Source organism: Bdellovibrio sp. HAGR004 (genome assembly GCF_055397015.1).
In genome coordinates, this window is the sequence record NZ_AP029176.1 from 1,771,782 (window position 1) to 1,789,615 (window position 17,834).

General features: G+C 49.6%; 18 protein-coding genes and 1 tRNA gene. 11 read left to right on the plus strand and 8 right to left on the minus strand.

The genetic code is table 11. The features are described 5' to 3' along the window. Positions 1–18: 18 nt before the first annotated feature. Complete coding sequence (locus ACZ5ZV_RS08925; protein WP_464121050.1) at positions 19–513, plus strand: 6-pyruvoyl trahydropterin synthase family protein; 495 nt, start codon at positions 19–21, stop codon at positions 511–513. On the opposite strand, the gene ACZ5ZV_RS08930 is transcribed toward ACZ5ZV_RS08925, so the two are convergent. After that, positions 503–1,561, minus strand: a complete 1,059-nt coding sequence (locus ACZ5ZV_RS08930; RefSeq protein ID WP_464121051.1) for a BP74-related protein — start codon at positions 1,559–1,561, stop codon at positions 503–505. The genes ACZ5ZV_RS08925 and ACZ5ZV_RS08930 overlap by 11 nt on opposite strands. Before the next feature lie 186 nt (positions 1,562–1,747). Here ACZ5ZV_RS08930 and ACZ5ZV_RS08935 point away from each other — a divergent pair, with 186 nt between their 5' ends. Further along, positions 1,748–1,978, plus strand: a complete 231-nt coding sequence (locus ACZ5ZV_RS08935) for a FeoA family protein (RefSeq protein WP_464121052.1) — start codon at positions 1,748–1,750, stop codon at positions 1,976–1,978. After that, on the plus strand, positions 1,954–3,870 hold the full coding sequence (gene feoB, locus ACZ5ZV_RS08940) for a ferrous iron transporter B (RefSeq protein ID WP_464121053.1): 1,917 nt from the start codon (positions 1,954–1,956) through the stop codon (positions 3,868–3,870). The genes ACZ5ZV_RS08935 and feoB overlap by 25 nt, the downstream gene beginning before the upstream one ends. Positions 3,871–3,880: 10 nt before the next feature. On the opposite strand, the gene ACZ5ZV_RS08945 is transcribed toward feoB, so the two are convergent. The 6 genes from ACZ5ZV_RS08945 to ACZ5ZV_RS08970 are packed head-to-tail and all read right to left on the minus strand — an operon-like array spanning position 3,881 to position 10,583. Then, complete coding sequence (locus ACZ5ZV_RS08945; protein WP_464121054.1) at positions 3,881–4,711, minus strand: glycosyltransferase family 17 protein; 831 nt, start codon at positions 4,709–4,711, stop codon at positions 3,881–3,883. Between the two features lie 2 nt (positions 4,712–4,713). Next, on the minus strand, positions 4,714–5,874 hold the full coding sequence (locus tag ACZ5ZV_RS08950; protein WP_464121055.1) for a glycosyltransferase family 4 protein: 1,161 nt from the start codon (positions 5,872–5,874) through the stop codon (positions 4,714–4,716). Beyond that, positions 5,862–6,848: a dTDP-glucose 4,6-dehydratase gene (rfbB, locus tag ACZ5ZV_RS08955; protein WP_464121056.1), complete on the minus strand. Its 987-nt coding sequence runs from the start codon at positions 6,846–6,848 to the stop codon at positions 5,862–5,864. The genes ACZ5ZV_RS08950 and rfbB overlap by 13 nt, the downstream gene beginning before the upstream one ends. Next, a complete protein-coding gene (rfbA, locus tag ACZ5ZV_RS08960; protein ID WP_464121057.1) occupies positions 6,845–7,732 on the minus strand; it encodes a glucose-1-phosphate thymidylyltransferase RfbA in 888 nt (295 codons plus the stop codon). Before rfbA ends, rfbB begins: the two co-directional genes overlap by 4 nt. Continuing rightward, positions 7,729–8,868 carry a dTDP-4-amino-4,6-dideoxygalactose transaminase gene (gene rffA, locus ACZ5ZV_RS08965; protein ID WP_464121058.1) on the minus strand — a complete coding sequence of 380 codons (1,140 nt, stop codon included), beginning with the start codon at positions 8,866–8,868 and terminating at the stop codon, positions 7,729–7,731. The genes rfbA and rffA overlap by 4 nt, the downstream gene beginning before the upstream one ends. A 41-nt stretch (positions 8,869–8,909) precedes the next feature. After that, positions 8,910–10,583, minus strand: coding sequence for a methyl-accepting chemotaxis protein (locus ACZ5ZV_RS08970; protein ID WP_464121059.1), 1,674 nt, complete (start codon positions 10,581–10,583; stop codon positions 8,910–8,912). A gap of 201 nt (positions 10,584–10,784) precedes the next feature. Between ACZ5ZV_RS08970 and ACZ5ZV_RS08975 the strand changes: the two genes are divergently transcribed. The 6 genes from ACZ5ZV_RS08975 (at position 10,785) to ACZ5ZV_RS09000 (ending at position 16,190) form a co-directional block, all read left to right on the plus strand. Beyond that, the gene (locus ACZ5ZV_RS08975; RefSeq protein ID WP_464121060.1) at positions 10,785–11,681 is read left to right on the plus strand and encodes a hypothetical protein; all 897 of its coding nucleotides are present in this window, start codon (positions 10,785–10,787) and stop codon (positions 11,679–11,681) included. Between the two features lie 118 nt (positions 11,682–11,799). Beyond that, entirely contained in the window at positions 11,800–12,534 is a 735-nt protein-coding gene (locus ACZ5ZV_RS08980) for an efflux RND transporter periplasmic adaptor subunit (RefSeq protein WP_464121061.1), read from the plus strand. Continuing rightward, entirely contained in the window at positions 12,516–13,277 is a 762-nt protein-coding gene (locus ACZ5ZV_RS08985) for an ABC transporter ATP-binding protein (RefSeq protein WP_464121062.1), read from the plus strand. Before ACZ5ZV_RS08980 ends, ACZ5ZV_RS08985 begins: the two co-directional genes overlap by 19 nt. Then, positions 13,274–14,014: an ABC transporter ATP-binding protein gene (locus ACZ5ZV_RS08990; protein ID WP_464121063.1), complete on the plus strand. Its 741-nt coding sequence runs from the start codon at positions 13,274–13,276 to the stop codon at positions 14,012–14,014. The genes ACZ5ZV_RS08985 and ACZ5ZV_RS08990 overlap by 4 nt, the downstream gene beginning before the upstream one ends. After that, complete coding sequence (locus ACZ5ZV_RS08995) at positions 14,011–15,117, plus strand: ABC transporter permease (protein WP_464121064.1); 1,107 nt, start codon at positions 14,011–14,013, stop codon at positions 15,115–15,117. The genes ACZ5ZV_RS08990 and ACZ5ZV_RS08995 overlap by 4 nt, the downstream gene beginning before the upstream one ends. Continuing rightward, positions 15,114–16,190, plus strand: a complete 1,077-nt coding sequence (locus ACZ5ZV_RS09000; protein ID WP_464121065.1) for an ABC transporter permease — start codon at positions 15,114–15,116, stop codon at positions 16,188–16,190. Before ACZ5ZV_RS08995 ends, ACZ5ZV_RS09000 begins: the two co-directional genes overlap by 4 nt. Here ACZ5ZV_RS09000 and ACZ5ZV_RS09005 read toward each other — a convergent pair. Next, entirely contained in the window at positions 16,187–16,630 is a 444-nt protein-coding gene (locus ACZ5ZV_RS09005) for a hypothetical protein (RefSeq protein WP_464121066.1), read from the minus strand. The genes ACZ5ZV_RS09000 and ACZ5ZV_RS09005 overlap by 4 nt on opposite strands. 306 nt (positions 16,631–16,936) lie before the next feature. Between ACZ5ZV_RS09005 and ACZ5ZV_RS09010 the strand changes: the two genes are divergently transcribed. Together ACZ5ZV_RS09010 and ACZ5ZV_RS09015 are read left to right on the plus strand one after the other, a co-directional pair. Next, positions 16,937–17,012: transfer RNA gene (locus ACZ5ZV_RS09010), tRNA-Gly, on the plus strand. Between the two features lie 144 nt (positions 17,013–17,156). Then, complete coding sequence (locus ACZ5ZV_RS09015) at positions 17,157–17,774, plus strand: histidine kinase N-terminal 7TM domain-containing protein (RefSeq protein ID WP_464121067.1); 618 nt, start codon at positions 17,157–17,159, stop codon at positions 17,772–17,774. Positions 17,775–17,834: the final 60 nt, after the last annotated feature.

Sequence of the window (17,834 nt, forward strand, 5' to 3'; positions counted from 1 at the left end):
AGTCATTCCGAGGTGATTATGTCCACGACCACATTGCATTTGGCGAAGCAAAATTTTAAGTTTTCCGCCGCGCACTTTCTGATCTTTGACGAAACGCACGCCGAGCGTCTGCATGGTCATAACTATCAAGTCAAAGTGGACATCAAAACACCGTCTGAGGCTGAATTGCATGCTGATGGTTATTTTTTGGATTTCAATGTCTTTAAGAAATACATCAAGGCCCGTCTGGATCAGTGGGACGAAATTGTACTGTTGCCGGAAAAACAAAAAGACATGAAGTTTAAAAAGACGGACCGGTCTTTGGAGGTCACCTTCCGTGACCGTTTCTATGTTTTCCCTTTAAATGAAGTGACGTTGTTGCCTGTCACCAACACCAGCGTGGAACAACTTTCCAGCCTGCTGGCCGAGGAATTCTATTTGGAATTTAAGAAGTACGGGGTTAAAAGCGTGCGAGTTTACGTGGAGGAAACCCGCGGGCAGGGGGCTTCCACCGTAGCTCCTGCTAAGGCTTAAGTTTCCCTGAAGAAACCTCTTCAGCTGAAATTTCTTTCACCACACGATAGCGCCAGAAACAGATACGACCGCCTTCGTTGAGCTTTTGCATCAGGCGTTCTTCTGTCAGTTCGGGACTGCCATCGCAGTCGATATGTGCAAAGTCCGCAAACGCATCCACGCGATTCACAGACCATGAATAAGGCGATTTGTCGCGCGATAAGAAGGCCCGGTTAAAACCACCATGGCCCAACTCAATGCCCGCCACCACGATTTTTTCCAAGGCGGGATTGCGAATCTGCTCCCGGGCGGTGGCGATTAATTCAGGTTTATCCAAGGCAATAACGAAGGCTTCCTCAGGACGGGCATCTCGGGTGGACACCAGGAAATAGGTTTTTGAAAGGTCTACGGACAGGCGCACTGGCTGCATCGCCAGCGCAGGACTGACCTTCTCAGAAGTACCGGCGTCGTAACTTAGAACGGAGTGCAGACGCTCCTGGCCTTGAATTTCGATACGGGCAATCTCTTGTCCCAGGGACCACTTGAAGGTCTCTGTATCATAATAGTTCTTCAGTTGAATTTCACGGGTTCCGATCTCAGCCCCCAGGCGGTTGAAGGCCTTCAATTGCACCGAGTTGGACTTCAAGTAAAGGTTCATAATATGAAGCTTTACGGTTTGCACAGAAGACGGCAGCCAGTGAGTCACTTCAGGCGAGGTCGTATCATTCAAGGGAGTGCTGAAGGAATCCGCACAAGTGCTGCTGACTTGAACAACATTTTTATCCCAGGCTTTGATGGAAAAGCCCTTAGTTTCAGGCAGGAACTCCGTGCCGCGAATTTTGATCTGAGACTTGGGGTCCAGATCGTGATGAAGTTCATCAAGTTCGTGGTTGAATCTCACCTGAGTCCAGACTCGCTGCGGTTCTGAGGATGTGTTTGTCACAAAGATGGTAAGGTTTTCAGGGGAGCACAGCGCAGGGGAATAAAACAACTGCGAAGCCGCTGCAGGAAGGTGGGTTAGAAGGATCAAGCTGCTAATACCGATTGAAGTCTTAATACTAAAATCCATATAGACTTCGGATCGGCTTTGAAGGCTGGAACTTAACCAAAGGTCCTAAAAACCGGACTAAGATAGGGCGTCCGAGTGGAGCTCGGAATCATTTTCATTTAGTTTTCAACGCCCCAGGGGCGGGTTAAAGGACTTCCCTTTAGGTCGGCAAGCTCTTAACAAAGAGGTACACAGACAGAGGAAAGTATGAAGTTACACGATACTGCGATCAAAACCGGGCAACGAGTTGAGATCACTGGATTTACCGGTGAGGACGTCTTGCGTGAGCGTTTGCATGAAATGGGGCTTCGAGTGGGCTCCCTGATCACGGTTTTGGGTAAAGCCCCATTTGGGGGTCCTTTATTGATTCGTTTTAACACCAGCTTTCTGGCCCTGAGAAGTGAGGAAGCCGCATGCGCTCAAGTGATGTTGAAGTAGCAGTTCAAGAAAAATGCATAGCTCTGGTGGGCGCGCCGAATTCCGGTAAGACAACCCTGTACAACTGGTTGACAGGCTCACGCTTTAAGACGGTGAACTATCCGGGGGCAACAGTGGAATTTTCCATCGGCCATCTGGCGCCTCATCTGGGTGAGGGCCTGCTGGCGATGGATACGCCGGGGACCTACAGTCTGCACCCGAAGTCCGCCGATGAATGGGTGACGTTGCGTTCAATCTATGAAAATCCGAAAGTGAAAAAAATCGATGGCATCATTGTCGTGGTGGATGGAACACAAATTTCCCGCCACCTGCAACTGGTGATGCAACTGAAAGAAACCGGCTTCCCGATGATGGTGGTGATCACCATGTCGGATCTGCTTCGTCGTGAAGGGGTTGAGATCGATTTCGATTATCTAAGTCAAACCTTCGGCTGTCCTGTGATGGCTTTTGATGGTCTGCTGGCTGGCGGTCTTCGTGAAATTGTGGCGGCCGCTCAGAAGCTGGGTTCCTCGCAAACTCCGTCGCGCCCGGTTCCTTGGGGCTTTGAGCTGCAAGAACAGAAACTGAAGGAATGCGAGCGTATTGCGCAAGAGGCTTTGCGACATAAAACTGATCATGCGCAAGAGCGTTTGAATCGTATTGTGGCCACGACGGAAAAGCTGGATCGCTTCTTGTTGCATCCGGTTTTTGGATTTGCGTTCTTCATTCTGATCATGGGTGGTTTGTTTGCCAGTGTCTTCTGGCTGGCAGCACCGTTTATGGATGCCATTGATGGCTGGTTTACAACCATGGGTGAACAGGTCGCGGCACTGGGGCCTGGCACTTTGTGGGCGGACTTCCTGGCTAACGGCGTGGTGGCAAGTTTTGCAGCCTTTCTGGTTTTTGTACCTCAGATTTTCATCTTGTTTATTGCTATCGGCCTTCTGGAAAGCACCGGCTATCTGGCGCGAGCGGCCACTTTGATTGATCGTCCGTTTTCAGCGTTGGGAATGAGTGGTCGTTCTTTCGTGCCGTTGCTGTCAGGGTTTGCCTGTGCGGTGCCTGCGATTATTGCGACCCGAAACATCCCGTCGACCAAAGATCGCCTGATTACGGCCTTTGTGATCCCGTTGATGAGTTGTTCGGCGCGTTTGCCGGTGTATGCCTTGTGTATCGCGTTTTTGTTCCATGGACAGTCCACTCTTTATGCCGGACTTGCGATGGCGATACTTTACCTGGGATCCATCATTGTGGGGGCGATTGCCGCTGGAGTGGTCAGTAGATTCATCCCACGTAAAGAGCCTTCATTCTTTATGATGGAGCTTCCGATTTATCGCCGTCCGAAGGTGCGTGTTCTTCTTCGTCAGGCATGGACCCGAACTCTTTCCTATGTGAAACGTGCCGGGCCGATCATTTTTACTTTCGCTGTGATCATCTGGGTGGGAACAACTTTCCCGAATTACCAAACAGAAGATGCTCATCAAAAGCTGGAAGACAGCTATGTGGGTCAGATGGGTAAGTTCATCGAGCCTGTGGTGGCCCCTATGGGTGTGGACTGGCGTGTGGGTGTGGGATTGATCTCAGCCTTTGCCGCCCGTGAAGTGTTTGTTTCGTCCATGGCGGTGACTTTCAATATCACGGACACAGACGAGGACACTCAACAACAGGCCCTGCTGACACAAATGAGCACGGCCACCAATGCGGCCGGAGAAAAGATCTTCACTGTCAGCTCTGTGATAGGTTTGATGATCTTCTTCCTGATTGCTTTGCAGTGTATGTCCACAGTGGGCGTGCAGATCCGCGAATCGGGATCGTGGAAGTTTGCGATCATGCAGTTGGTGGTCTTTAACGTCGGCGCTTACTTGATCGTTGTGGCCGTGGTGCAAGGACTCCGCGCTCTGGGAGTCCCCTAGGTTTTCCGTCTTATTTTAGGACAAAGTCCGGATAGTTCTGCAGGTGAGTGCGCAGATAGTCCGGGCAGTCCGCCAGAGGATCGACGATTTTTGTTTTAATGCCTGTTCCGAACAAATCACCGCCGGAAGAAATCAATTCGCGAATTCTTTCCGGGGATCTGTTGGCTTCGGTGTTGTGCTCCTGGTGGGAATAAGCGTCCAGCTTTTGCAGAACTCGATCCACTCCGCCCAGCCAACTATAGTGCCAGCCACCGTTTTCGATGAAGCTGCGCTTGGTTTTCTTCTGATTGCGTGATGTGCGCAGATCTTCGAAGTTTGTGAAATCCTTATAATGAACCGCAATGCTTCCATGCCATGGCATATAGCCCTCTGCACAGTATTCGATGGGTTCGTTATAGTCGTACACAAAACAATTTACATAGTAATAGAACATCTTCTGCCGGAAGACCTTTAGGTAAGGCAACGACTTGGCTTTTTCAATAGCTTCTTTGCGTGGAATTTCATCCACGTCAGACAGCAAGATCAAATCGTCCGGCTGGCAGTCCGTCAGACCCTTACTGACAAAGTCCCTTTGATTGCGCTCAAAATCCCAGGTTTTGGTGCGGCGAAAGCGGGTGAAAAAGGTCGGGTATTTATCCACGACGACATGGCGGATTTTCGGCAAAAACCTGGCAAAACGCTCTTTGTTTTTTTCAAAGATCAAGTCCTTAGGTTTGTTCTGAAAGGTGCGGGTGGCTTCGACTAAAACGAAAACATCAACAACGTCATTAAGTTCATTCAAGCGAATTTCCAAAAGATCCAGTTCATTGAAGAACGAAAAACAATCATAGACTTTAGCCACGACTAATTCCTTCCCAGCTCATCATACAAGGCCAGGGTTTTGGTAAGGGTTTGTTGCCACGAATGTTGCGCCAGGGTCCACTGACGGGCCTTGGCGCCTTGCAGGGGTACCTGATCCGGGTTCTGGATGTAATATCGCAAGGCCTCGCTGAGACTTTTGGCGTTGCGGGGGGCTGTCAGAAAACCACGCTCATTTTGACCGACTTGTTCCGTCGTGCCTCCGGCATCTGTTCCAATGACAGGTTTTTCCATCAGCATGGAATCCAGAACGCTCAGTGAATAGGTCTCGTTGTAAGAGGCCAGGATAAAAACATCCAGAATATCAATGTAAGGGATGAAATTTTTTTGAAAGGGCACGCGATGCAGGTGTCCTTTTAAGCGGGGCTCTGAGGCTTTTTTTGTGATCCAGTCCGCCAGCTCGATAGACTGGGTTTCATAAGTCAGATGACCTTCTGATGTGCGCCCCAGAATTGTCGGATCACCCACGATCACCATGTGAATCTTTTTGATTTCTTCATCACTGAGATAATCCAGGGCCTCCACCAGTTCGCGCACGCCTTTGCCGGCATCAATGCGGCAAAGTGTTCCAAAGACCAGATCACTTTTACCAAGCCCCATTTTCAGACGCAGTTGTTCCCGTTGTTCGGGATTTGTGTGATAGTCCTCAGTCTTGCGTCCGTAGCGCATCAGGCGCAGTTTTTTCGGATCAATAGGGAAGTTCTTGCGCGCCTCACTCAGAACCCATTCAGAGGAACTGCACAAAGCATCGACGTTGGAAAAAAGCCAGCGATGAACCAGATCTTTTTTGGGAAGAGCGTTCATGTACAGGTTGTAGATATGCTTCGGATGCGATGAAGCCCAGCGCGACAGCACACAGGACCACATGTCTATGCGGGTGTGCGAGTGCAGATGTGTGATCTTGTGTTCACGGCAGATTTTTCGAATCAGCGCGGCCGCTTTCAGTTTGGAAAGCTTTTTCTCCGGGAAGGTGATCAGTTCCACGTTGGTATGACGAAGCTCCTCGGCCACGCGAGAGTGGGCTGAGCAGAACACGCGCTGATCAACGCCTGCTTCGGCAAGCTTTTGAATCAGCTCGGCTGTATAGATTTCCAGTCCCCCCCAGGAAAGGGACTGGATACAGTGCAGGACTTTTATTTCGCCCATAGATTTTTGAAGTACTCAATTGTTTTTGCCAGTCCTTCTTCCTCAAAGCGCACTGTGGGATTCCAATTCAGTTCGCGCTGGGCCTTGGAGTAGTTAATCGCATAGCGGAAGTCGTGTCCTTTACGGTCCGTGACGAAGCTGAGCAAAGATTCAGGCTTACCCAGATGCTTTAGGATCATCTTGGCAACATCCAGGTTCTGTCTTTCAGAGTTTCCACCCAGATTGTACACTTCGCCGGATTTTCCTTTGGTGAAGGCCAGCCACACGCCTTCGTTGTGGTCATCCACATAGATCCAGTCGCGAATGTTCATGCCCGTGCCATAGATGGGCAGCTTTTCATTCGCCAAGGCACGCTTGATCATCAAAGGGATGAATTTTTCCTCAACTTGCAAGGGGCCATAGTTGTTGGAACAACGAGTGATCACCACCGGCAGTTTGTAGGTTTCAAAGAAGGCCCGGCACATCAGGTCCGCACTGGCTTTCGACGCGCTGTACGGGCTGTTAGGGGCAATCGGTGTTTCTTCGGTAAAGGCCGGATCTTCCATGGTCAGTGTGCCGTAGACTTCGTCCGTGGAAACCTGAAGATAGCGGAAGTTCGGATTCTTTTCAAAAGCCGCCAGACTTTCTTTTAAGAGATTCAAAGTTCCCAGAACATTAGTTTCAACAAAGATGTTCGGATTTTCGATCGAGCGATCCACATGGGATTCCGCTGCAAAATTTAAAACCCCGGTGAAATTGTACTTTGTGAACAGGTCGTGCATTTTTTGTGTGTCACGAATGTCTGCTTGAACGAAGGTCAGGTTGTTGTGGTTTTGCAGTTCTGCCTCGATATTGGAAAGGCGGCCGGCATAGGTCAATGCATCCACGATTACAAAGTCGTATTCCGCCTTGATAGCCTCGCGGCAGGCTACGGTTTTTACAAAGTTAGATCCAATAAAACCGGCACAACCGGTCAGCATGACAGTCTTTCTCATAGTTCCTCAGAGATAATTTTTTCAAGATAGCTGCGGTAAGAGCACTTTGGCAGCTCCGCCATTATGGACTGAAGCTGCTCAAGAGTGATGAATTTCATGCGGTAAGCGACTTCTTCCAGGCAGGCCACTTTCATGCCCTGACGTTCTTCGATGGCGCCGATAAATGAGGCCGCATCCAGCAATGAGCGAGGTGTGCCTGTGTCCAGCCATGCCAGGCCCCGGTACATCATTTCAACACCCAGGGTGCCTTCGTTGTGGTAAGCCAAAATCAGATCGACGATCTCGGTCTCGCCACGCGGGGAGGGTTTTAAGGCCTTGGCGCGTTTGGCAACCGTGTTGTCGAAAAGATAAAGTCCCGGAATCGCATAATGGGATTTGGGAACCTTGGGTTTTTCCTCAATGGACTTCACTTTCTTGGTGTTCTTGTCGAATTCAACCACGCCATAGGCCGATGGATCGGCAACGTAGTAAGCAAACACACGGCCATTCAGACCATTGGTTTTATTCTTCTGTGCCTGAATCGCATCCCGGAAGAAGGTCAGATCGCCATAGAACAGATTGTCCCCCAACATCAGGCAGACATCATCATTGCCGATGAAATCTTCACCCAGTACGAAAGCTTCAGGAAGCCCGTTGGGCTTTTCCTGGATTTTGTAAGAAAGCTTGATCCCGAATTGGGAGCCGTCGCCCAACAAACGCTTGAACAACGGCTGATCGTCCGGAGTAGTGATCAGCAGAATGTCCTTGATCCCCCCCAGCATCAGAATACTCAGGGGATAATAAATCATGGGTTTGTCGTAAACTGATTGAAGCTGCTTGGTCATCACCCGGGTCATTGGGTAAAGACGAGAGCCAGCTCCGCCGGCAAGGATAATGCCTTTCATCGGGTCTCCTTAAAGAAATTATGAACTTCGTCCAAAACGGTCTGTGCGTCTTCCGCAGACAGATCAGCGTACATCGGCAGGCGCAAAAGGCGTGCAGCCTGATCCTCAGTCACAGCAAGGGAACCCGCTACGCGGCCATACTTCAATCCTGCCGGAGCCGAGTGCAGTGGCACATAGTGGAATGTGGACTGAATGCCGCGTTCTTTCAGGTAAGACCACAGATCCTGACGGATTTGTGCGGTTGGGAGCAACATATAGAAAATGTGCGCATTGGGGTGGGCTTCACCCGGGACCGTCATGCGCTGAAGTTTTCCGGCTTTTTCCAGGTCAGCGAGGTTTTGATAGTACTTATTCCAGATCGTCAGGCGTTTTTTTGTGATCTTTTCGCCGTCCTCAAGTTGTGCATACAAGAATGCTGCGGCCAGCTCTGATAGCAGGTAGGATGATCCTTTGTCCTGCCAGGTGTACTTATCAACTTGGCCATTTAAGAACTGCTGACGGTTGGTTCCTTTGTCACGCACGATCTCTGCACGTGCCAACAGACGGGGATCGTTGATGGTTAAAGCTCCCCCTTCACCGCAGACGATATTTTTGGTTTCATGGAAGCTGAAGGCTGCCATGTGTCCCCAGGCTCCCAGGTTCTTGCCTTTGTAAGAAGCAAAGATTCCCTGAGCCGCGTCTTCCACAACCCAGATATTGTGTTTGTTTGCCAGATCCATGATGCGATCCATCTCGCAACCCACGCCAGCATAGTGAACGGGCATGATCACCTTGGTTTTCGGCGTGATCGCTTTTTCAATGGCATCAACATCAATATTCATTGTCTGGGGATCGACATCAACAAACACGGGTGTGGCGCCATACAGGGCAACGACATTGGCCGTGGAGGTGAATGTGAAAGAGGGCAGGATGACTTCATCTCCCGGAGAAAGGTCCGCCAACACCATCGCCATTTCAAGGGCGGAAGTGCAGGAGGGAGTGATCACCGTCATCAGAGTTGGGATGTTTTTATTCAGCCACTCAGCGCACTTTTTGTTGAACTGACCTTCGCCGCTGAGTTTTTTCGCGGCGATGGCTTGAGAAATATAGTTTTCCTCGTTGGAACTTCGAGGTGGGATATTAAAGGGTATTTTCATGCTCCCACATACTAGCTGAAGGCCGTTGTGGGAGCAAATCTTTAAAAGCCGTCAGTGGTTCCGACTTTACCGCGTCCTTCGTCTTCATCGAACGGGATAACGGTGCTGCTCTGTGGCTTTTTTTCCACTTTTGGAGCTGCGGCTTTAGCCGGCTGTTTCGGGAAAGGTATCACTTTTTTAGGGGCGGCCGCTTTCGGGGTCACTGTTGGGGTGGATTTTTGGCTTTTCGGTGTGACTTTGGGAGGTTCACTGTGGGCATGGGCTCCAGCAATAACCTCGTTCAAGTTGACCACCATGGATTGCATCTGAAGGGCTTGAGCGCTGATTTCTTCAGAAGAAGCCGCGATTTCTTCAGAGGAGGCCGCATTGGCCTGAGAGCCCTGGTCTAACTGATTCATGGCTTTGGAGATCTGCTGAATTCCGGTGGTCTGCTCGGAGCTGGCCGCTGCGATTTCATTGTTCAGGTCAGAGACCTTTTTAACCGAGTTCACAATTGTGTTCAGGACATCGCCCGAGCGGTCTGCGATCTGAGAACCTCGATCGACTTTTTCCACGCTGTCTTTGATAAGCGTGTTGATGTCCTTGGCTGCGGATGCGGAGCGTTGAGCTAGGGCGCGAACGGCCTCAGCGACCACGGCAAAGCCTTTGCCTTGTTCGCCGGCCCGGGCAGCCTCAACGGCTGCATTCAGAGCCAGCAGGTTGGTCTGGAAGGCGATATCGTCGATGACGCTGATGATTTCCTCGATCTTCTTGGAAGATTGGGAAATGTCGTTCATGGAAGTGATCAAAAGCTGAATTTCAGACTGACCTTGTTCGGCGGCGTCTTTGGAAGACTGGGACAGGGCCGCCGCTTGTTTGGCATTATCAGAGTTCATTTGAACCATAGAGGACATCTCTTCAAGAGACGCCACGGTTTCTTCCAAAGAAGCAGCAGCTTCTGTGGAGGATTGAGACAGAGTCTGGCCTGCCGCTGTCAACTGTGTGATCGCGCTGGAAACCTGCTGGCCCGCCTCGGAAAGACCCGTGGCGATAGAACCCACAGTGTTGGAAACGCGGTAGGCAATCCACATAAGAATACCAAACACCAGGAAAGAACAGAATGCAGAAATCAGCCACAAAAGCTGGACTTCGTGCGCACGAGATTCTTGTTGAAGCTTATCATTGGCCGCCGAAACCTCGCGGTAAATTTTCATGTTGGCAGCAATCATGTCCTGATAGGTGATGGCCATGATATGCCATTCGCCACCATTCATAGCCTTATGAACTTGTTTGTTGGCTCCAGTAGTGTTTGCCTCCAGCAGATAGATCATCTGATCTGTCAATGCATAGAACTTGCTCTGGATCTCTTTTGTCTTGGCGTAGTTCTTTTCGGCTTCTGGAGTGAAGCTGTTGCTGGAGTATACAGCTTCAAACTTTTTGAATTCATCGAAAGCGCCGCGCGCTCTTTTGATGAAGTTCTCGCGTGACTTGGGATCTTCATCGTTGGCCAAGGCTGCCCAGATAAAGTATCCAATGCGTGCGCGTTGCATCCCGATCTGTCCAAGCGCATCCATGTTTGGGATGACATTGGTGTAAGCGTCAGTCAACATACCGCCAAGATTGTTCATCGACTTCCATGCAATCCCCGTAAGAATCGCAAAGGCGACAACCGGAAGAGTGGCAGAGAATAGCAGACGTCCGCGTAAGCCGCGGAACCAGGTCGTAATGGAATTCATGAATCGGCTCCTTCAATCATGGAAGAACTATTGATTCTTTCTTTTCGACACATGAATTGCGGATCTTTAATCAAAGATGAGGGTTGTAATGTTAAATCTCGACCAAGGTGTGGTGCATCATAACATATTTAAAATATTTGAGTTTGTCCGCATCATGTTGATACGATTTTTCATACGTCTAGACTCAAGGAGGGGAAAGTCATGACAAATACGACACTACGTCGTGCGTTAGCCGTTGTTGCATTGGTTGCAACTGTAGGCTTCACGAACCAAACAGCTACCAAGGAAGTAAGTGAACTGTGCTCTGGCTTTGTACCAGAAAACAATCTGAACATCCCAGTGGGTCTATTCACTGTGGGCGGTATCACAGAACAACAATTTAACCAGGTCATCGATCGTATGGAAAGGCTTTACGCTAAAGACGTGGAAGCAATGGGTGATCGTTTGAAAATCAACCGTCTTTGGAATGACGGAACTGTGAATGCGTCTGCCCAAAGATCAGGCAATACGCAAGTTGTGAACATGTACGGTGGTTTGGCTCGTCACCCGGCGACAACGATTGAAGGTTTCGCCTTGGTTATTTGTCATGAGTACGGTCATCACAATGGTGGTGCACCAAAAATGCAAAGCTGGTTCGGTGGCGCATGGGCGACAAATGAAGGTGGCTCTGACTATTTCGCAGGCTTGAAATGTCTTCGTCGCTTCTTTGCTGAAGACGACAATGCCGCGATCCTGAAGGACCTTGAGTTGGATCCAGTGGCTGAGGCGGCATGTACGGCTCAGTTCCCGGAAGAGCAAGATCGTCTGATCTGCTTGAGAACTTCCTTGGCGGGTCAGTCTGTCGCAAACCTTTTCCAGGCTTTGCGTAAAGAAACAACCCCACCAACATTTGGCACTCCAGATAAAAAAGAAGTGACTCGCACAGATGACAGACATCCTGCGACTCAGTGCCGTTTGGACACTTACTTCGCGGGCAGCTTGTGTGTTGCTAAAGAAAGTGAAAAGCTGAGCAACTCTGACTACAAAGCAGGTTCTTGCTACACTCCACGTGATGCTGTGGGTGCGCGTCCACGCTGCTGGTTTGCTCCGGGCAATTAATTGCCGGGAAATATCATAAGCAATTCTGCAAAAAGCCGGGAGATCCCGGCTTTTTGTTTTTCTTCAAGCCTCATCGTATCAAATTTGCCTTTATCATCCTTGGGGCTAGGCTTGAGGGATGTCCAAAAAGAAGATTCTGCCTCTGATTGTTATTCTGGTGGTTTTGCTTCTGGCCTATCTGGCTAAAGTCTTTCTTTTTAAAAGTTCTTTTTCTTATGCCGGAACGGTGGAAGTCACCAAGGTGGACATTCCAGCTAGGGTTTCATCTGTGATCGAGGCCTTTTTGGTGAAAGAAGGTCAGACCGTACAAAAGGATCAGATGCTGGTTCGGCTGACTTGCGAGGAGATCAAGCTGGGGTACGACCTGGCGAAGCGAAACTTTGATCGGGCAGTACAACTTTATCGCAGCGGCAGTATCGCGCAGGAAAGTTACGACCAAATAAAGAACAAGAAAGACGATATTGAAACCCGCAAGGGTTGGTGCGCGGTGGTGACACCGTTAAAAGGAACGGTGCTAACCACTTACTTTGAGCCCGGTGAAATGGTGGGGCCTGGATCAAAGCTTTTGACCATCGGTGATCTGGAGGAAGTCTATTCTTACTTCTATCTTCCTCACGATGAAATCGCCTCTTTGAAGCTGGAGCAAAAAATTGAAGCAACACTTCCGGAAATGAATAACAAAAAATTCCCCGGCACAGTCACCTACGTTAATCCCGAAGCCGAATTCACGCCTAAGAACGTACAAACCCGCCGGGAGCGAACACGTCTGGTCTATGCTGTTAAAGTTCGCTTCAATAATCCAGACGGCATTCTGAAGCCTGGAATGACTTTGGAATGGCAAAAAGACCGATGACAGCCTCAGGCGTTTCCCTGCAGGTCTCAGGGCTGTACAAAAAACTTCGACGGACCCAAGCTTTGCACGGGGTGGATATGTCTTTCGAGCCAGGGCTGATTCACGGTATTATTGGTCCGGAGGGTGCTGGCAAAACCACCTTGCTTCGACATCTGATTGGGTTGTTGCGCGCAGACAGGGGCCGCCTTCAGTATTTGCTTCAGGGGACAGAGATTCCCCTGGCAGAGCTTCGCCAGAGCATCGCTTACATGCCTCAGACACAAAGCCTGTACCCGGAGCTGAGTATTCATGAGCATCTGGAATTCTTTCGCACTTTGTATCAGATTTCAGACCGCGCCTATGATCAGCGCCGCAAGGCCTTGTTGCAAATGGCGCGTCTGGAAGAATTCACAGATCGCCTGGCTTCGCAGCTTTCCGGAGGCATGTATAAAAAGCTGGGATTGATCTGCTCTTTACTGGCATCACCCAAGGTCCTGCTTTTGGATGAGCCGACCAATGGCGTGGATCCACTCAGTCGTCGGGATTTCTGGCAGCTTTTGTATGAATTGCAGAGGTCCGAGGGGTTGCTGATTTTAGTAACAACCTCTTACATGGATGAGGCCCTCAAGTGTCAAAAGGTGCATCTGCTGTTTAATGGTAAAACTTTGCTGGAGGGCGAGCCTCATTCGTTGTTGAAGCAAGAAAGTTGCAAAAGTTTTGATCAGATCTTTCTGCAGTACGATGCTTTGGAGGACATTCCATGAAGGCCGTTGAGGTTCGCGATCTGTCGGTTCAGTTTGGTGACTTCTATGCCGTCAGTGGGCTTTCTTTCTCTGTGAAAAAAGGGGAGGTCTTTGGCTTTTTAGGGGCCAATGGGGCGGGGAAGACAACCACAATCCGGGTGTTGTGCGGTCTTCTTCTGCCCAGTGCGGGGCAGGCTTTTGTGTGTGGGTTGGATGTGCTCACCGAGTCCTTTGAAGTGAAGAAAAAGGTCGGCTATATGTCGCAAAAATTCACTTTGTATGATGACTTGACCGTGAAGGAGAATCTGGATTTCACATCGTCCTTGCGCAAGATGGACCCCAACTTGTTTCAACGGCAAAAAGAAAAACTTCTGGACATGATTCGTTTTAGATCTTCGGAAGGCACGTTGGTGCGGGATCTGCCGGGGGGTATTAAACAGCAGGTCAGTCTGGTGGCGGCAGTGCTGCACGATCCTGAGATCGTTTTTCTGGATGAACCCACGGCGGGAGTCAGTCCGGCTTTTCGTCAGCGGTTTTGGAAGTTGATCGACAGTCTGGCCAGTGAAGGTAAAACGGTTTTTGTGACAACTCACTACATGGATGAAGCTGAACAGTGTGGGCGTATTGCCCTGATGCGCTCTGGAGAGTTGATTGCTCTGGATTCTCCGGCAGCGCTAAAAAGAAACAGCTTTCCTGACAAAGATCCGGATCAGATCAGTTTGGAGGACGTCTTTATTGAGCAGGTGGAGGGAAGATGAGACTTCGTTCCGTGCAGGCGATTGCAAAAAAAGAGGTGTTCCATATTATCCGCGATCCGTTCACTTTGGCGCTGGCCCTGGGTATGCCGGTGATTATGGTGATCTTTTTTGGCTATGCGATTGAATTTAATATGAACCACATCTCGTTGGCTGTCTTTGATAGCAGTAAATCACAGGGCTCACGGCAACTGCAGAGGAGCTTTGCCAGTTCGTCGTATTTTCAGTTACTTCCCGTGCACAGTCCCGCCGAAGCGCTGCAGGCTTTGGATGAGGGGAGGGCGCATGCCGCCTTGTTGATCCCCCCGCGATATGTCGAAGATTTGAGGCCTGGATCGGAAAGTTCTGTGCAAATCCTGATTGATGGTACCGACAATTCTTCTGCGGGTTCAATTTTGGGCTATCTTGGGGGGATACAGCAAAAAGTTCTGACGGATAAGTTGGGGCCTTTTCGTGAGCCTATTGTGATTCGCTCGCGCTTTCTTTTTAACTCCGAACTCAACAGCCGGTGGTTCGTGGTTCCCGGACTTGCCGCGGCCATCATTGCTATCCTGTCGATTCTACTAACGGCGCTGACGGTGGCCCGGGAATGGGAAAACGGCTCGATGGAGCTTTTGCTGTCAACCCCGGTGCGGCCCGTGGAAATCATTCTGGGTAAACTATTGCCGTACTCGGTGATGGGGCTTGTGGCGGTGTTTTTTGTGTTTCTGATGTCGCAGATTGTTTTTGCGGTGCCCTTTCGAGGGAATTTTGTGGTGTATCTAGTTTCGTGTTTGATCTTTCTTTCGACCTATCTGGCGCAGGGGTTGTTGATTTCTGTTGTGACGCGCAAGCAGCAGCTCAGTATGCAGATGGCGATGCTTTCTGGTCTTCTGCCGACGATCCTTCTGTCGGGATTTATTTTTCCGGTCGAGCACATGCCGCGGTTTTTTTATTATCTGACCATGTTATTGCCGGCGCGCTGGTTTATTTCTTTAAGCCGGGATCTGTTTTTAAAAGGGGCCAGTCTGCAAAGTGTCCTGCCCAGTTTTCTGGCGATGTGTTTTTTGTTCTTCCTGATGATTGGCCTGGCGACCCGGAAGTTTAAAAAGGACGTGGAACCATGAGAACACTGTGGGGTTTTGTGCGTAAGGAATTTCGCCAGACTTTGCGCGATCCGCGGATGCGGATATTACTTTTTCTGGCTCCCTGTGTGCAGCTGACGATCTTCGGTGTGGCGCTTTCCACCGAGGCCAAGAATATCCGCTTAAGTGTGGTGGGGGCTCCGGGTGATACAAGCCTGCATCAGATTCATCGTAAAGCTCTGGCATCGGGCTGGTTTGTTCCGGCAACAACGACATCGATCGATCCTTTTTTGCAGATTCAAAACGATGAAGCGGATGCCGTCATGGTGGCGCCCGCAGGGGGATTGGATGCCCCTGTCGGACGGGGTCAGGGGGAGCTTCAACTTCTTATCAATGCGACCAATGTCACACGGGCGCAGGGGATTGAAAGATACTTTTCCGGCATCGTCAGATCCCTTTATGAATTCAACCCACCTTTGCGTTTTGATGTGCGGGTTTTATACAATCCCGCCATGCGTACATCGTTATTTTTGGTTCCTGGGGTGATGAGTATGCTGGTGTGTCTGATCACGATTTTATTAACCAGTATGTCGATCACTCGTGAAAAAGAATTGGGAACCTTTGAGACTTTGATCTCGGCTCCGGTAAAGCCCGAGGAAGTAATTCTGGGAAAAACAGTTCCTTTTGTTCTGCTGGGGATGAGCAATTTGCCCTTGATTGTCGGTGTGGCGATGGTGCTGTTTGGAATGCCTTTGCGCGGCAGTTTGTGGTTGTTGCTTTTGTCGGCCTTTGTCTTTGTTTGCTGCACAGTGGGGATTGGATTGTTTATATCAACCATTGCCCGAACTCAGCAGCAGTCAATGATGGGGGGATTTTTATATCTGTTTCCTTCAGTGCTACTGTCGGGGATGGTGTTTCCTGTTGAAAATATGCCGTGGGTCTTGCGGGTGTTTTCTTACATCAATCCGCTGACTTATTTTATCGAACTTTTGCGCAACATAATGCTTAAAGGGGGAGATGGGCGTCTGATCGTTTTTAATATTCTGATTTTGTCTGCCATGGCTCTGTTAGCGATCACAGTCAGTTGGAATCGCTTTAAGACCACGCTGTCTTAGGGGAGCTTGTCCAGGTCGACCTCAATCACGTCCAGAGTTTTCGTAAGATCCGAGCGCAGATGGACAGAGAGGTGGTAAAGACCATTTTTAAGTCGTCGCAGGATCACCACCTGGCCCCCCAGTCGGCCCTCGTTGCTATAGAACCCAAAGAAGTCGCCTTTTTCGCAATAGCGGGCCGTTGGTTGATCTTTCAAGCTGCCGGGAAGGGTCAGGGTTAGGGTGTTGTGCTCTTGCGATCCGTCGTCCATAAAGGTGATCGTGGTGAAGAAGGCTTCACTGCGGAGGGTGACTTGAGCAAATTGGCAAACCGAAGTGTGCGGTGTGGCCCCCAGATTCTCGCAACCCAGAACCTGGTAGGCTCCCTGGAGTTGTGAAAACAAGGCGGCATGAGCCGAGTTTGTGGCAAACAGGCAAAAGATGATTTCCCAAAACGCTTTCATGCGGTCTCCTTAAACTAAAGTTAGTTCATGGGGCCTTTTCGGGGGCGAGTCATGTTTTAATCAGTTAACCTAGATGACGATTGGGTAGGCATTATTGAGGGTTTGTCAGAACCGGAATTGGAGTCGGAGGCTTTTGTTTTTGGCTTTGCCCCCAAATATAGCCTGCAAAATAAGCAGAACAGCCTATAAGAGCAAAAATCACCCATTTTTTGATGCGTCCGTACAATAAAGTCTTCATTTTTTTGATTTTTACCCGTTGACAATAGGGTGAGGCAACTGTAATTTTGGTTCTCTCGAAACGATACTGCGGGAGTAGCTCAGTTGATAGAGCGTCGCCTTGCCAAGGCGAAGGTCGCGGGTTTGAGCCCCGTCTCCCGCTCCAAATTTTCTACCAAGAAAATATTGAAGCAAAAAATCAAAACCCCTGTGAGAAATCATAGGGGTTTTTTCTTTTCAAAACTCTACAAATCTCCGTTGATTGACTATCGTGATTAGGGTTCGGAAAATTAGCTTCTTTGGAGTTAATTTGGAAAATTCTGCTTTTAATGCCCAGATTCTGATGATGGCTTATTTTTTTGGGGCCATGCTGTGTGTGTTCTTTGCCGGGGCCTGCTTGGAGTATCGTCAGAATATTGCGGTGAAGATCTATATGGCCATCATGGCTATGTACATCGGCTGGTTGATCATGAACCTTCTGATGGTCTTCAGTGTCACTGTTGAAACCAAAGAAGTTTTTGCCCGCCTGCGGTTTGTCTTTATCACTCCGTTGCCAGCGCTGTGGCTTTGGTTTGCCAAAGAACTTTTCCGCGAGCCTCAGAAGGCTCCCTCAACAAGAGGCATTGGCTGGTTCTTTGTTATTCCTTTGCTGATCATCGCTGCGTGTTTGATTCCACAAGGTCATCGGTTGGTCATGACCGATGTGCAGCCGTTTGAATCCTTTGGTATTGCGGCAATTCGCTGGAGGCTGGGATGGCTGGGGCAGCTTCATGTGTTGTATTCCTATGTTCTCTTGGGCTTTGTGATTTCTATCTGCAGTCGCGGGGTCCGTCAGGCTGGAAGAAATAAAGCTCTCTATTCTCGTCTGATGTTGTTTTCGCTGTCTTTGTATATTGTGGCTGATGTGTCGGTGTTCCGTTTCACTTAGTTTGACCGGGTTCGTTTCAGATACTTTGACCACCTGATTTTTGAGGGTTTATTGGTCTTT